Below are 13163 nucleotides of genomic sequence, written 5' to 3' on the forward strand. Positions count from 1 at the left end.
CTATTTTAAACTGTTCGTTCAAATGATACTTTACGAATAAATATACTACTAGTTATGATATAAAGAATTGTTAATCCAATTGAAATAACAATAAAATAAGGGATATCTATTAAAGATACATCATTTGTAAATAACAATCCTTTTATCCCTACTTCTCCATACAGCACACTATTTGTTGAAAGGAAAAGCGACCCACCAATCATGAGACCAATCCATTGAAATCTTTGCTTAAAAATTACTACTACTTGAAAGAAACATGCTATCGTAACATAAAATAAAAATTGTAAAATAAACTGTTGTATTAATTGCTCTCCAAAGTTAACATTTACTAAGTTATATTTTATATCTTGTAAAAACAGTATTTGAAGGAATGAAAACAATGCGGATTGCAACACAATATAACAAATCGCTCCGATAAAATATTGTATTCTCGTTATACCAAATGAAACTGCTAAACGAAATAAATCATCTTGAACAATGAAAACACTCCCTACTATAAAAATCATAATTGCAATTGAAGGATTATTGATAATTTCGGGTAAATAACCAACTTTCGCTTCATTTAAATGAGCAGCATATAAAGCTCCTTTTATTAATAAAGCTACAATCCAAAATATTAAAATTGCTTTATAATGAAAATTTATATGTAACCTCAATTGTTTCATTAACATCGTCATTCCACTTCACCACCAGTCATGTGAATAAATAGTTTTTGTAATGTAATTCTATCAATTACTAAACCTTCTTTTTCAAGAGAGTAACAATCTTCATTAGAAAGCTCTTCCCATATAACAGCAATACCTTTATTCCCATAAATTTCTTTATTTATAACTTTTTTATTAATCAAGAACTCCTCCACTTTACCTTTTTGCCCTGAAATAATATGACCTTGTTGCAATAAATCTTCCACTGTTGATTGAACACCAAGTGCACCTTCTTTTATGATAATTACTTCTTCAATAACATGGGTTACTTCTTCTACCAGATGTGTTGATAATATAATTGTTCTGGGATACTCCCCGTAATCTTCTAGTAGTAAACTATAAAATAACTCACGATGTGCTGCGTCTAATCCTGTAGTTGGTTCATCAAAAATAGTAATTGTCGCTCTGCTTGCTAACCCTTTAATAATTCCTACAACTGTTTGCATGCCATGAGATAGTTTATGGTATTTCTCTGTTATATTAAGCTGAAATTTACCCGCCAGTTCTTCTGCAAACTTCTGATCCCAATTTTTATAAAACATGTTACATATCTTAAAAATTTCTTTTACTCTATAACTTAAATGAGACTCTTCTTTTACTCTAACGAAACAAATATTTTGCATTGCTTTACTATTTTCAAATACATTTTCACCAAATACAGTTACGCTTCCACTACTTGAAGTAATTTGTCCTGCCAGTAAATTTAATAAAGTCGTTTTCCCTGCTCCGTTCCTTCCAAGCAAACCATATATTTTATGCTCTTCCAATAAAATCGTTACTTCATTTACAGCTATTTTCTTTTTATATTTTTTCGTTACATCTTTCGTTTCAAGTGCAATCATTCCTCTGTCCCCTCCTTCGTAATCTTTTGAATCATATCCATCAATTCATCTTTTGATATTTCTAGTACTTTCGCTTCTTCCCACACTTTAGGTAAATATTCAGTCATAAAAGTATTTTGTCTTTTTTTAAGTACAACTTCTTTTGCTCCTTTTGCAACAAACATCCCGATCCCTCTCTTTTTATATAAAATCCCCTCATCCACTAATACATTCACCCCTTTAGCTGCAGTAGCCGGATTTATTTGTAACATCTTCGCAAATTGATTTGTCGATGGAACTTGTTCTTCTTCAAGCAATATGTCTTTTAAAATATCAGATTCAATCGTTTCTGCAATTTGTATGTATATTAATTTATTTTGTTCTAGAGTCGGCTTCACATTTTCACCACCTTAGGTTCATAGGTTCATTACTTATGTAATTAACCATATCACATAGAATTATTTTTTTCCATAAATTTCTTTTACAAAAAAAGAGAGTCATTCAATTAAGAATGTCTCTCTTTCTAAAAATTCGAAGTTTCAACTCTTGTTCTCAAATTCTTTTCATTTATACCATTTTGACAAAAATTAAACTGTTGTCCCTCAATACATTTTGTACGATCTACTACTTGCCCTAAATGATAGCTTGTATGCTCAACTAAATGTAATAGACTTTGAAGATCAATATGCCTTTTTTCTTCCCAGACCTGTATATATGCTTTGCCCCACTCATCAAATATTTCTTCAACAGTTTTTAACAAAGCTTCAGAGCTTATTTGTTTCACTGGAAAATATTCTTCAATTCCATTTTCAAAAACTATATTTGGATCCTTATAACGCCTTGTATTTCTCTATAAATGTTCACAAATATGTAGTACGATTCCACCAATTGAATTAACAGAGGTCTCTTGTTTCCACAAATCTTCTTCACTAACGAGCCTAATTGCCTGTACTAATTTAGGTAAATAATGATCCTGCATTCTATGATAAGAAATTTTGTATACTAACTCCATCTTCTCCCCTCCATTATTTCAACTGGCTCACTGGATATTTAGCAAATAAAGATTTCCGAAAATCTTTATCTTCCACAAGCATTTTAATTTTTTCTTCATTGCCGTTAAAAAACTTTATAACTTTATTTTTATCCCATATATCTTTTTCTTTGGGAAAATCATCGAATTCCCTATGCAAAATTGATAACATTTCTTCCCTCGTTATCTTAAAGTTTTTATTTTCTATTTGAAACTCATAAGCTTTTGCGTTTGGTACTAAAATTACTAGATAGGTAGCATTAAAGAGAAAATTCTTCTTCATCGTATCTTTCTCATCAAACCAATACGTCTCAATCATTTCTTCTGTAAGAGCCCCACTCTCTTTTGCACCATAGTTCACTTTTATATTTTCATTTTCTAAACTTATACTTTGAACTGTTCCACCACCGGGTAAATGATTAATAATTGCAACCACATCTGAATTATTACCAACGTATGTCCCAGTATATTTCTTAAAATCATCTGACCTAACATCATATATATCTTTTATTCTTTCTCCGTTAGAACAAGCCGTAATGAATAAAAAAATTGTTAGCATAACGATCATGTTATGATGCATATATTTCATTTAGCATCCCCCATTTTTATCGATATTTCGTTAATTACAATATTTACTTTCAAATCCCTTTTAAATATACGCATTTTAATCAAAATTAAAAATTTTCATTTTTTATGTTTACAATTATCCATTAATTGTATATACTTACTAACGTAAGAAAAAAATTCTAAAAGGAGGTCGAAGGAAATGATGAAATTACAATTACATGCATTAACTTTAGCGTTAACTGCACCTGTGTTTTCTGGACAATTAAATATGAATTCGACCACCCTAATGGAGAATTGAAAATCGTACTTTATTTCATTTAATTCATAAATTCGCCACAGGAGGTCGTATACTTTCCTGTGGCTTTTTCACGCCCAGCCATAGGAGAACTGTATCTTCCTGTGGTTTTTTTGCGCGATTTTTTAGTCTCTTACATTATTTTTCTAAGAAAGGAGCAACATTCAATGACTATTAGCGTATTGTTTTTAAGTATTACGATTCAAAGAAATACAATTTCCAAAGATGAAATTCTTCATAATGAGCAAATTGAAAAAGCTATGAATGATGTTAAGGAGCGCCAAGCACTTTACTGTGATCACCTGTAATTCCTTTTCGAAAGGAGGAATTCATTTATGACTTTTCATATTTTCTTTTTTACGACTGTGCTTCAAAAAAATACTTTATCTGAAACTGAAATCAATCGTAAACAACAGTTAAAACAACTGACTGATAAAATAACTGATATTAAAAGTTCATACTACACTCAAATGTATTAAAAATATATTTTAAAGGGGTCATATATTCATGAAATTTAAAGCATTCTTTTTAACTATCACTATTCAAAAGCGTAAACTTTCGCAGAAAGAGATTTTACGTGAGCAACACATCCAAAGCATTATGGACGAAGTAAAAGAGCGCCAATCTTCTTATTACACTCGTCTTTTCTAAATCACTTATAAAGGGGGTCATAAATCTAATGAAATTTAAAGCATTCTTTTTAACTATCACCATTCAAAAACGTAAACTTTCACAGAAAGAGATTTTACGTGAGCAACACATTCAAAACATTATGGACGACGTAAAAGAGCGCCAATCTTCTTATTACACTCGTCTTTTCTAAATCACTTATAAAGGGGTAATTATCCAATGAAATTTAAAGTATTCTTTTTAACCATTACCATTCAAAAAAATACATTTTCCGAGTCTGAAATGCTTCATGAGCGACACATTAATCAGGCTATGGATCATGTAAAAGAAAGACAAAGTCATTACTGTAGTCACCTGTAATTTCTTATTACACTCGTTTTTTCTAAATCACTTATAAAGGGGCAATTATCTAATGAAATTTAAAGTATTCTTTTTAACCATTACCATTCAAAAAAATACATTTTCCGAGTCTGAAATGCTTCATGAGCGACACATTAATCAGGCTATAGATCATGTAAAAGAAAGACAAAGTCATTACTGTAGTCATCTGTAATTCCAATTCGAAAGGAGGAATTCACATATGAAGTTTCACCTTTTCTTTTTAACGATTACGATTCAAAAAGAAACAATATCTCAAAATGAATTAAAACAAGAAAGACAATATAAACAAGTTATTGATGAAATTCGAGATCGTAGAAGCAAATACTACACTCACCTTTAATCGTTTAACTATATAGAATTGAAAGGAGTCGATTATGATGTTGATAGCACGCTGTAAGGAAATGATTTGGATAGTTCAGAGGGATTCCACATAGTTTTATAGAGCTTATATCACACAAGTTTATCACTGAATTTGATGTATAAAAAATATATAATAAAATCAAATCAACCCACTTTTAATTATTTATTTATAAACAAAAGATACACCACTTAAAAAGCGGTGTATCTTTCTCAGGTTTCACTATTTCCGATTACTTCTCTTTGTCTTAAACAATCTCACTAAGTTCGAAACAACAGTTTTTGTTACTGCATAAACTGGTACTGCTAAAATCATTCCGATGATTCCAGCAAAGTTACCTACCCCTAAAATTAGAATAATAATTGTTAATGGGTGAATATTTAATTTCGAGCTCATAATACGTGGTGAAATAATATTACTTTCAAACTGTTGTACAATTGTTACGATAATAATTACGTATAATGCTTGCATCGGAGATACGAACAGTCCTACAATAACAGCTGGTGCTGCCCCAATAAATGGCCCTAAGTTAGGAATGATGTTTGTAAATGCTGCAATAATTCCTAAAACGAAAGCGTACGGTAAATCGATAATTAAATAACCGATAAAAGTAAACGCACCTACAAATATACAAACGAGCGCTTGCCCTTGAATATATGCAGATAATGTTTCGTTCGTTTCCTTAATGATACGAAGCCCCTCTTCACGGTAAGACTCGGGTAATAAACTTACCGCTTTTCCTGGAAAGGCATGTCCATCTTTAAACATGTAAAATAAAATGAACGGTACAGTAAATACAACTAATGCAACGTTCGTGATAATACCAAATAAAGCCGTTGCACTCGACGTAATTGTATTTGGTATATCTTTTAAGTATTCAATCGCATTTTTTTCAATTGTTTCAATGGAAACGTAGTTTTGTGTAGATAACCATTCAAACAACCTATGATGTGATAATTCTTGTATGTATACTTTTCCCTCTTTTATGTAGCCTGGCATATTTTTTACTAAGTCCATTAGCTGTTGTGAAATCGTAGGAACAACTACTCCAACGCCAACCGCAGTTAATGTTATGATAAAAAGATATAACAGTAATATCGCTAAATTTCTAGGTACTTTTTTATTCTCCAAAAAGATTAATACAGGATTAAATATGAAGTATAAAAAAAGCGCGATTAAGATTGGGAAAAACAATGTTGATATGAAGATACCAATCGGTTGAAATAAAAATGATATTTTTGTGCAAATAAATATGATTCCTACAACCATTAGCACTTCTAATGTCCAAAAGTGCACTTTTGATTTCAAAAAAACGGCCTCCTTTAAACTAGCACTTCTCTTCATTGTACCAAAATAAGCATGAATTTCACATAATATTTTCCTTTACAATATTCCAAAATGCCGATAAATACACTACAATGAGATTACATACAAATTTGCAGGTAAAGGTGATAAAAATGACACAATGCATCATTTGCAGAAAAGATACGAAAGAACTTAGTGAACAATATGTCATTCCAGAAATATTATGTGGATATTATTTCACAAACTCAATTTGTGATACTTGTCATGAACAAATGACAACAAATATTGATCGTCCTTTAATTAGGCATAAATTGAGTCAATTTAAGATTGAACAAATGAAAAGACAAATTGATTCTCCACTCTATACGAATGAGCACGGTGAGGAACTTGCGGCTGCTGAGACTGATGTTGTCGAAGTAAGCGACGAGATTCTTTATTCTAATGCATTAATTATGAAACTATGTAAAAAGCACGATATTTCCTTACATAATGAAATTTGGAAAGAGGAACGTGTAACGAAAGTAGCGAGTTCTATTCAACGTGAATTACTATTAGATAACCGTAAATATAAAATGAGTGTATTAAAAATGGCTTATACATTCGCTGTACAAGCAGTTGATGGCTACTTTGAAGATCAAGATGCAATTGATATTTCTACCATTCTCTCAAATGCAGATTTCGTGGAACTAAAAGAAAAAAGCATTGTACGTGATTTAAGCAAAAGTTCTTTATGGAATACGCTAAATACAAGTAGTGAAAATCATTACTTTATTTTACTTAGCGATAAAGACGGCCTGTTTTGCTTCATTCGTTTGTTTGACATCTTTGATGTTGTCGTTCATTTATCAGAAAAAAGATTTGACCTTCCATCGCCGATTGTCGGTGTAAATAATGTGAATACGCAGAAATTTTATGTCCAAAGTTTAAAACAGTATATGGATGGGCTGTTTAAAGAAAAAGCACCTACTATATAACAGGAACCAGAACATACGGTCTCCTTTCTTGATGAAAAGACACTGTGTTATAATGAGTATGAAAAGAACAATACAATCACATAAACCAATTATAAATTGTATATAAATAAAAAAGACTAGTGTGCGGCTACACACTAGTCCACGTAACTTAGCAGATTGGATTGTTCATTTATCCTATTTGTTTCTTACAAACAAAACAACCCACATTCTATAAGCATAGGTGGGTTGTTATTTTTTGAGCTTGTCTATTAAAACGACGACGAACGTTAACAATGCAACGAGAAACAGTCCACCTTGCAGTAGCAACGCTATTTCACTCACGTATTATCACCCCCCTCCTACTCGGAGAAGTGATAATTGAACAACCAACCGCACCTTAAGTTACCCTTTAATTTTACCATATTTTCTAATAATTTACGATGAAAACCCGCAAGCGAATAACTTGCGGGTTTTTTATCCCGTATTAACAGGCAGTGAACAAAATAAAGCAATAAATATGTGAAACTTTATTTCTCACTATTTTTTTAATGCATATGCATCAGCAATCATTTCACCAACAATTTTATTTTCTTCTTTCTTCTCGTCTTTCAATAATGGGAATAACAATTCTGCGACCTCATACGCTTCTTCTAAATGCGGATATCCTGATAAAACAAACGTATCAATTCCTAACGATTCATATTCTTTTATCCTTTCTGCTACTGTATGTGGGTTGCCTACAAGTGCAGTACCTGCCCCACCTCTTACAAGTCCGATTCCAGCCCATAAATTAGGGCTTATCTCTAACGACTCTCTCGTACCTTTATTTAAATGTGTCATCCTCTTTTGACCAACCGAATCATATCTTGCAAATGTCTTTTGAGCAAGCTCAATTGTTTCATTATCCACATATTGAATTAAACGTTCTGCCTCTTCCCACGCTTCTTCTTCTGTTTCTCTTACAATTACGTGTAATCTAATGCCAAATCGTACTGTACGCCCCTTCTCTTCTGCAAGTTTTCTTACTTCTTCTATTTTCTCTTTCACTTGCTCTGGTGGCTCTCCCCACGTTAAATATACATCACTATGTTCAGCTGCTACTTCTTTTCCAGCAGCTGATGATCCTCCGAAATATATAGGAGGATATGGTGTTTGAACTGGCGGGAATACAACTTTACTATCTGTAACTTGAATATGTTTTCCTTCTAAAGAGATCGTTTCACCTTGCAATGTCGATTTCCAAACTTTTAAAAATTCATCCGCTGCTTCATATCTTTCATCATGCTCAAGATATAATCCATCTCCTTGTAGTTCAACTGGATCTCCTCCAGCTACTACATTAATAAGTAGTCTCCCATCTGAAATTCTATCAAATGTAGATGCCATCCTCGCTGCAACTGTAGGTGACATTAGTCCTGGTCTCACTGCTACTAAAAATTTTAGTTTTTCTGTTTCAGCAGCAAGAGCTGAAGCTAACACCCAAGGGTCTTCACATCCTTGACCAGTTGGAAGTAAAACACCCGTATATCCTAAATAATCAGCTGCCGCAGCAACTTGCTTATAATAACCATATTCAGCTGCTCTTCCTCGTTTTGTCGTTCCTAAATATCGACCATCTCCATAAGCTGGAATAAACCATAATAATTCCATACCTTTACACACCCCTTATTTATTTTGAAATGTATACTAACACATTCTATATAAATTACCCCTAATAATTTATATGTTAATTCCCTGTCTCACCTTTAAAATTATCTCGCCATCTTAAAAACTTCACTTCTAGTAAACGTACTAGAGAGTCAGAAAACTTCCCAACAAATGCAAAGATAATTATGCCGACAAATACGATATCTGTATTTGAAAATTGCCTTGCATCCATAATCATATAACCAATACCTTCTGTAGATCCCATAAGTTCTGCTACTACTAAACTCACCCATGCAACACCTAACGATAACCTTGCTCCTAGTAAAAGGTTAGGCAATGCGGCTGGTAAAATTAGTTTCGTGATTAATTTTCTTTTGCTAAACTCTAACACTCTCGCAACATCAAATAACTTTGAATCCACACCTCTAATACCTAAAAATGCGTTTACGTATAAAGGAAAAAATGCACCATCTGCAATTAATAACACTTTCGATGTTTCACCAAAACCGAACCATAATACGAAAAGCGGCGCAACAGCTAAATGAGGTACAGTTCTTAACATTTGCACAGATGGGTCTAAATATTGCTCACTTCTCGTTGAAAATCCAACAATTGTTCCTAAAATGATTCCTAAGCCCCCACCAATAAAGAAACCAGCCGCAGCCCTGAATACACTAATACTTAAATGGCCGAATAACTCTCCTGTTTTAATAAGCTCTTGGAAAGCTAGAAAAATATCTAATGGTGTTGGTAAAACTGTTTTAGAAACAAGACCGAATACGCCAGCCAACTGCCAAATTATTAATATAATAACCGGTATAGTAATCGCCCTTACTAAAACTTTTACATTTAACTTTCGTACCTTCTTTATGCCATTTTTCTTAATCGTTATACTCGCTGGTTTCATAACAGCTTTCGTATTTTCCACTTTACAAAACCTCTTTTCACTTCGCTTTCAATGCTTTTTCTACGAAAGAATTATCTATAACTTTTTCCGTCTTAATTTCTTTCTTTATAGAACCGAGCTTATATTGAAAATCCGCTGTCTTTTGTTGTTCTGCTATTATTTCCTTCGTTACCGGAACTAAAATTGGTTTGTCGTGATTAAACACTTCTTTTACAATCTCTGCATCTATCTTTTTTACAGAAGTGTATACTTTTATTGCTTCATCTAAATTAGCATCTTGCCATACACGTGCTTTCTCATAAACTTTGAGAAATTTCTCAACTAATTCTGGATGTTCTTTCGCAAATTTTGTTCTCGTAATTAAAAATTCTGGTGAAGAGACATTTAATGTTTCACCGTCTGCAATCACCTTCGCACCTTTATTTAACGTATGTAATGATATGAAAGGGTCCCAAATCGCCCATGCATCTACTGATCCTGATTCGAATGCAGGCTGCGCTTCATCTGGTTGTAATTGAATGACATTTACATCTTTTGCATCAATACCTTCTTTATCAAGTGCTCGATACAATAAATTAAAGGCACTACTTCCTTTTGCTACTGCAATTTTTTTACCTTTTAAATCCTTTACACTCGCAATCTTGCTATCTTTTTGAACGAGAATTCCAGTTCCTTTTCTCGCATAACTTGTATTGGCGATTTCGGTAAATCCAATACCTGCTGCTTGCGCTGAAATGACTGGAGAATTCCCTACTTCACCAAAGTCTAACCGGTTTGATGCGATTGCTTCAAAATAAGGAGGTCCACTTTGGAACTCTGTCCATTTCACTTTAACTCCTTCTTTTTTAAACTCCTCTTCAAACCATCCCTTTTTCTTTGCTAGTAATAGCGGGCTTAATCCTTGCTGTATACCAATTTGTATTGTTACATCTTCTTTCTTACTACTTGCTGTACTTTTTTCGCATCCTAATAAAAACATTGATATAGCTAAAGCAAAAGAAAGAACTTTAAATTTTTTATACATATAAAATCACCCTTTTCCTATATACTTGTTTGAATCAATCCTCCATATTCAAACTGCTGTAATACTTTCGTTCGAAGTTGTTGGAACGATTGAGAAGTTTTATTTCGCGGATAAGGCAAATTATTTTCAATCACTTTATGTATTTTCCCTGGTTTTGCATTCATAATGATGATTCGGTTTGAAAGATATATCGCTTCGTCTATATCATGTGTAACGAATATCATTGTTGTTTTTTTCTGCTCCCAAATATTTAGCAATACTTCTTGCAAATGACTTCGAGTAAAAGCATCCAGCGCTCCAAAAGGTTCATCAAGTAATAATACATTCGGATCTCTTAATAACGCTCTCGCTATCGCAACACGTTGTGACATCCCGCCTGAAATTTCTTTCGGATACGATTTTTCAAAGCCATCTAACCGAACGATTTCAACCCATTCTCTCACCTTATCTTTCACATACTTATCTTTTAACGACAAATCTGCCGCTATATTTTCTTCAACCGTTAACCACGGGAAAAGCCTATGTTCTTGAAAAATAAAACCTTGTTTCTTACTCGGTTTTAAGATAGGCTCCCCGTCAATAACAACTTCCCCTTCAAAATCATTATCTAGACCTGCAACAATTTTTAGTAATGTGCTTTTTCCACACCCACTCGGACCAATTACTGTAACAAAATCCCCTTTCTCTAATTGAAAATTAATATTCTCTAATACTTGAACAGTACCAGTTTGTTTCAAAAAATATTTTGATACCCCATCAATTGAAACAGTCATTTCTTCCCCTCCTTAAAATGATTCATATAAATGAACAGATTCAGTATTTGTGCAATAAAAAAACCAAAGGCATTTTATCAACAGATAAAATGCCTTTGGTTTCTCCAATCAGCAATACGTTATGGAATTAAGTACATATTATACAAATATTTCCGATAAGTCAACTAGGTTTTATCAAAACATACATATGATTCGTTTGAACATTTCTACTGTTGTTTATTTGAACGATATCATTTACTTACTATTTTTTTCTGATCTTTAATCCACTGTAACCAATAAGAAAACTCACATGCTAAATGCATTTGATGGGATTTAATTAGGCTATTCGGACAAAGGGCTGGGAACTCAACAACTAGACTTACTTCTATCCCTGTATCAGTATCTTTAAATTGATGTCGAACTCCACCAATAGTAGTACCATCTTTCATACGTGCAACACCTGTTGATTGGTATCGATAAGATTTATCTCTCGGTGTTTTCAATCCGGTTTCATCACCAAAAACAATGAAAAATTGAACTGGAAACGGAGAATTACCAGTAGTTTCGATAACCTCTAATTCATTTTCCACAAAGGGTCTTAGTACATAGTGATCAGGACAAGCAGATAAATTCACTTTGTTGTTTTCACGTGATTGTTCAAGCATCAAACTATCAATTCCATGTATAGCTACTTCTGCTGTAATCCCGTCTAAATAAATACTAGTTTTCGAAATTTTTCGTCTATCACAAGATAAAAGAGTACAGATACGCATACCTATTGCACTTAATCTAAGTTTTGATTTCAACTTTTCGTACATTTCATTGTATGTATATCGCAACTTTATTTCCGTTAGCTGTTTTATCATGACGTCTGTATCATTTATTTCAAGCTCTTTATGTCCTAATGTATATAATACTTTTTTTATCCGTTCTCTTTTCCATTTTATAAGTTGTTCTTGTGAGATATTATTTCCATCGATAATAATTTTCATAAACTTTCTCCTTCCTTTTGATTGTATCGTAGTGTAGTTAATACTAAATTAACCATTTCATGTTTTGTATCTAGATTCAACTTTACTTCTGAATGAGCAATACTGCTAAGACCGTATAGAATAAACCCAGAAGCTAATAATGAGTTATCAGTATAAAAAAACCCTACGTTTACTCCCTCTTCAATTACTTGTCTAATTAACGGTTGCATACGTGCGAATAATTTCTGTTCCAGTTGAAAATGTTGTTCCGTCTGAAACGAACTCACATTTTTATAGGGTGCTAACTTTTCAATAAATGTCCAAAATATATCTAGTGAATCTTTCATCTTTTGCATGACAGACCGTTCATTTGAAACAAGTATTTCTTCAATTAACTCCATATTTTTCACAATAAAGTCATTTAAAACTTCATCAACAAAATTCTCTTTAGACTTGAAGTAATAATAAAATAAGCCTGTTGCTACATCAGCACGATTCACAACATCTTTTATGCCAAATCCTTTCATACCATTTTTCATATATAGTTCAAAACCAATATCCATTAACTCTTGCCGTCTTATATCTGGTTCTTTTGATATTCTTTTCATACGTCATCTCCTACAATGTTTTCACCACGACTGAATCTGATTCAATCATAAACGACTGAACTTGATTCAGTCAATATTATTTCATAAATTTTAAATCCATTTAATAACTAAGCAACAAAATTTCTACCAAAAAAAAGTAATCTCAAGAAATATGCTACTAACCTTAGATTTATCAAAAAAGTTAGACCATATAACTTGAGACTACTCATT

The 13163-nt window shown here is 32.5% G+C and carries 20 protein-coding genes and 1 pseudogene; 8 read left to right on the forward strand and 13 right to left on the reverse strand.

Going from position 1 to position 13163, the window contains the following annotated elements; translation table 11 throughout:
- Window positions 1-5: 5 nt before the first annotated feature.
- From RT27_RS25715 to RT27_RS25735, 5 genes and pseudogenes are all read right to left on the reverse strand, one after another.
- Entirely contained in the window at window positions 6-677 is a 672-nt protein-coding gene (locus RT27_RS25715) for a DUF4052 domain-containing protein (RefSeq protein WP_000178200.1), read from the reverse strand.
- Window positions 674-1546 carry an ABC transporter ATP-binding protein gene (locus RT27_RS25720; RefSeq protein ID WP_043938038.1) on the reverse strand — a complete coding sequence of 291 codons (873 nt, stop codon included), beginning with the start codon at window positions 1544-1546 and terminating at the stop codon, window positions 674-676. Before RT27_RS25720 ends, RT27_RS25715 begins: the two co-directional genes overlap by 4 nt.
- Window positions 1543-1923 carry a GntR family transcriptional regulator gene (locus RT27_RS25725; protein WP_043938040.1) on the reverse strand — a complete coding sequence of 127 codons (381 nt, stop codon included), beginning with the start codon at window positions 1921-1923 and terminating at the stop codon, window positions 1543-1545. Before RT27_RS25725 ends, RT27_RS25720 begins: the two co-directional genes overlap by 4 nt.
- Before the next feature lie 125 nt (window positions 1924-2048).
- A pseudogene (locus tag RT27_RS25730) lies at window positions 2049-2537 on the reverse strand (hypothetical protein).
- A gap of 13 nt (window positions 2538-2550) precedes the next feature.
- On the reverse strand, window positions 2551-3144 hold the full coding sequence (locus tag RT27_RS25735; RefSeq protein ID WP_029442600.1) for a DUF4825 domain-containing protein: 594 nt from the start codon (window positions 3142-3144) through the stop codon (window positions 2551-2553).
- Window positions 3145-3584: 440 nt separating this feature from the next.
- On the opposite strand from RT27_RS25735, the gene RT27_RS25740 reads away from it, so the two are divergent.
- From RT27_RS25740 to RT27_RS25765, 7 genes are read left to right on the forward strand one after another with little or no spacing between them, the layout of a single operon-like run.
- On the forward strand, window positions 3585-3725 hold the full coding sequence (locus RT27_RS25740; protein ID WP_000156193.1) for a YrzI family small protein: 141 nt from the start codon (window positions 3585-3587) through the stop codon (window positions 3723-3725).
- A 27-nt stretch (window positions 3726-3752) separates the two neighbouring features.
- Window positions 3753-3896 carry a YrzI family small protein gene (locus RT27_RS25745; RefSeq protein ID WP_000142729.1) on the forward strand — a complete coding sequence of 48 codons (144 nt, stop codon included), beginning with the start codon at window positions 3753-3755 and terminating at the stop codon, window positions 3894-3896.
- Between the two features lie 28 nt (window positions 3897-3924).
- Window positions 3925-4068, forward strand: coding sequence for a YrzI family small protein (locus RT27_RS25750; RefSeq protein WP_000668965.1), 144 nt, complete (start codon window positions 3925-3927; stop codon window positions 4066-4068).
- Window positions 4069-4096: 28 nt separating this feature from the next.
- Complete coding sequence (locus tag RT27_RS25755; protein ID WP_029442601.1) at window positions 4097-4240, forward strand: YrzI family small protein; 144 nt, start codon at window positions 4097-4099, stop codon at window positions 4238-4240.
- Between the two features lie 26 nt (window positions 4241-4266).
- Window positions 4267-4407, forward strand: a complete 141-nt coding sequence (locus tag RT27_RS25760) for a YrzI family small protein (protein WP_029442602.1) — start codon at window positions 4267-4269, stop codon at window positions 4405-4407.
- 52 nt (window positions 4408-4459) lie between these two features.
- The gene (locus RT27_RS34115; protein ID WP_043939981.1) at window positions 4460-4600 is read left to right on the forward strand and encodes a YrzI family small protein; all 141 of its coding nucleotides are present in this window, start codon (window positions 4460-4462) and stop codon (window positions 4598-4600) included.
- Between the two features lie 27 nt (window positions 4601-4627).
- Window positions 4628-4768: a YrzI family small protein gene (locus RT27_RS25765; RefSeq protein WP_000668497.1), complete on the forward strand. Its 141-nt coding sequence runs from the start codon at window positions 4628-4630 to the stop codon at window positions 4766-4768.
- Between the two features lie 240 nt (window positions 4769-5008).
- Here RT27_RS25765 and RT27_RS25770 read toward each other — a convergent pair whose 3' ends face one another.
- Complete coding sequence (locus RT27_RS25770) at window positions 5009-6094, reverse strand: AI-2E family transporter (RefSeq protein ID WP_000837892.1); 1086 nt, start codon at window positions 6092-6094, stop codon at window positions 5009-5011.
- Window positions 6095-6243: 149 nt separating this feature from the next.
- Between RT27_RS25770 and RT27_RS25775 the strand changes: the two genes are divergently transcribed.
- Window positions 6244-7065, forward strand: coding sequence for an HNH endonuclease (locus RT27_RS25775; protein WP_000189714.1), 822 nt, complete (start codon window positions 6244-6246; stop codon window positions 7063-7065).
- A gap of 228 nt (window positions 7066-7293) precedes the next feature.
- Here RT27_RS25775 and RT27_RS35880 read toward each other — a convergent pair whose 3' ends face one another.
- The 7 genes from RT27_RS35880 to RT27_RS25805 form a co-directional block, all read right to left on the reverse strand.
- The gene (locus RT27_RS35880; protein ID WP_001289320.1) at window positions 7294-7386 is read right to left on the reverse strand and encodes a putative holin-like toxin; all 93 of its coding nucleotides are present in this window, start codon (window positions 7384-7386) and stop codon (window positions 7294-7296) included.
- Window positions 7387-7581: 195 nt separating this feature from the next.
- Window positions 7582-8694: an FMNH2-dependent alkanesulfonate monooxygenase gene (gene ssuD / locus RT27_RS25780; protein ID WP_043938042.1), complete on the reverse strand. Its 1113-nt coding sequence runs from the start codon at window positions 8692-8694 to the stop codon at window positions 7582-7584.
- A gap of 76 nt (window positions 8695-8770) precedes the next feature.
- A complete protein-coding gene (locus RT27_RS25785) occupies window positions 8771-9619 on the reverse strand; it encodes an ABC transporter permease (RefSeq protein ID WP_000432134.1) in 849 nt (282 codons plus the stop codon).
- Window positions 9620-9635: 16 nt separating this feature from the next.
- Entirely contained in the window at window positions 9636-10622 is a 987-nt protein-coding gene (locus RT27_RS25790; protein ID WP_029442606.1) for an aliphatic sulfonate ABC transporter substrate-binding protein, read from the reverse strand.
- 17 nt (window positions 10623-10639) lie between these two features.
- Window positions 10640-11395 carry an ABC transporter ATP-binding protein gene (locus tag RT27_RS25795; protein ID WP_016081201.1) on the reverse strand — a complete coding sequence of 252 codons (756 nt, stop codon included), beginning with the start codon at window positions 11393-11395 and terminating at the stop codon, window positions 10640-10642.
- Window positions 11396-11625: 230 nt separating this feature from the next.
- Complete coding sequence (locus RT27_RS25800; protein WP_043938045.1) at window positions 11626-12366, reverse strand: hypothetical protein; 741 nt, start codon at window positions 12364-12366, stop codon at window positions 11626-11628.
- On the reverse strand, window positions 12363-12953 hold the full coding sequence (locus tag RT27_RS25805) for a TetR/AcrR family transcriptional regulator (RefSeq protein WP_029442608.1): 591 nt from the start codon (window positions 12951-12953) through the stop codon (window positions 12363-12365). Before RT27_RS25805 ends, RT27_RS25800 begins: the two co-directional genes overlap by 4 nt.
- Window positions 12954-13163 lie beyond the last annotated feature (210 nt).

The sequence above is a fragment of the Bacillus sp. L_1B0_5 genome (assembly GCF_000836715.1).
GTDB lineage: Bacteria > Bacillota > Bacilli > Bacillales > Bacillaceae_G > Bacillus_A > Bacillus_A thuringiensis_S.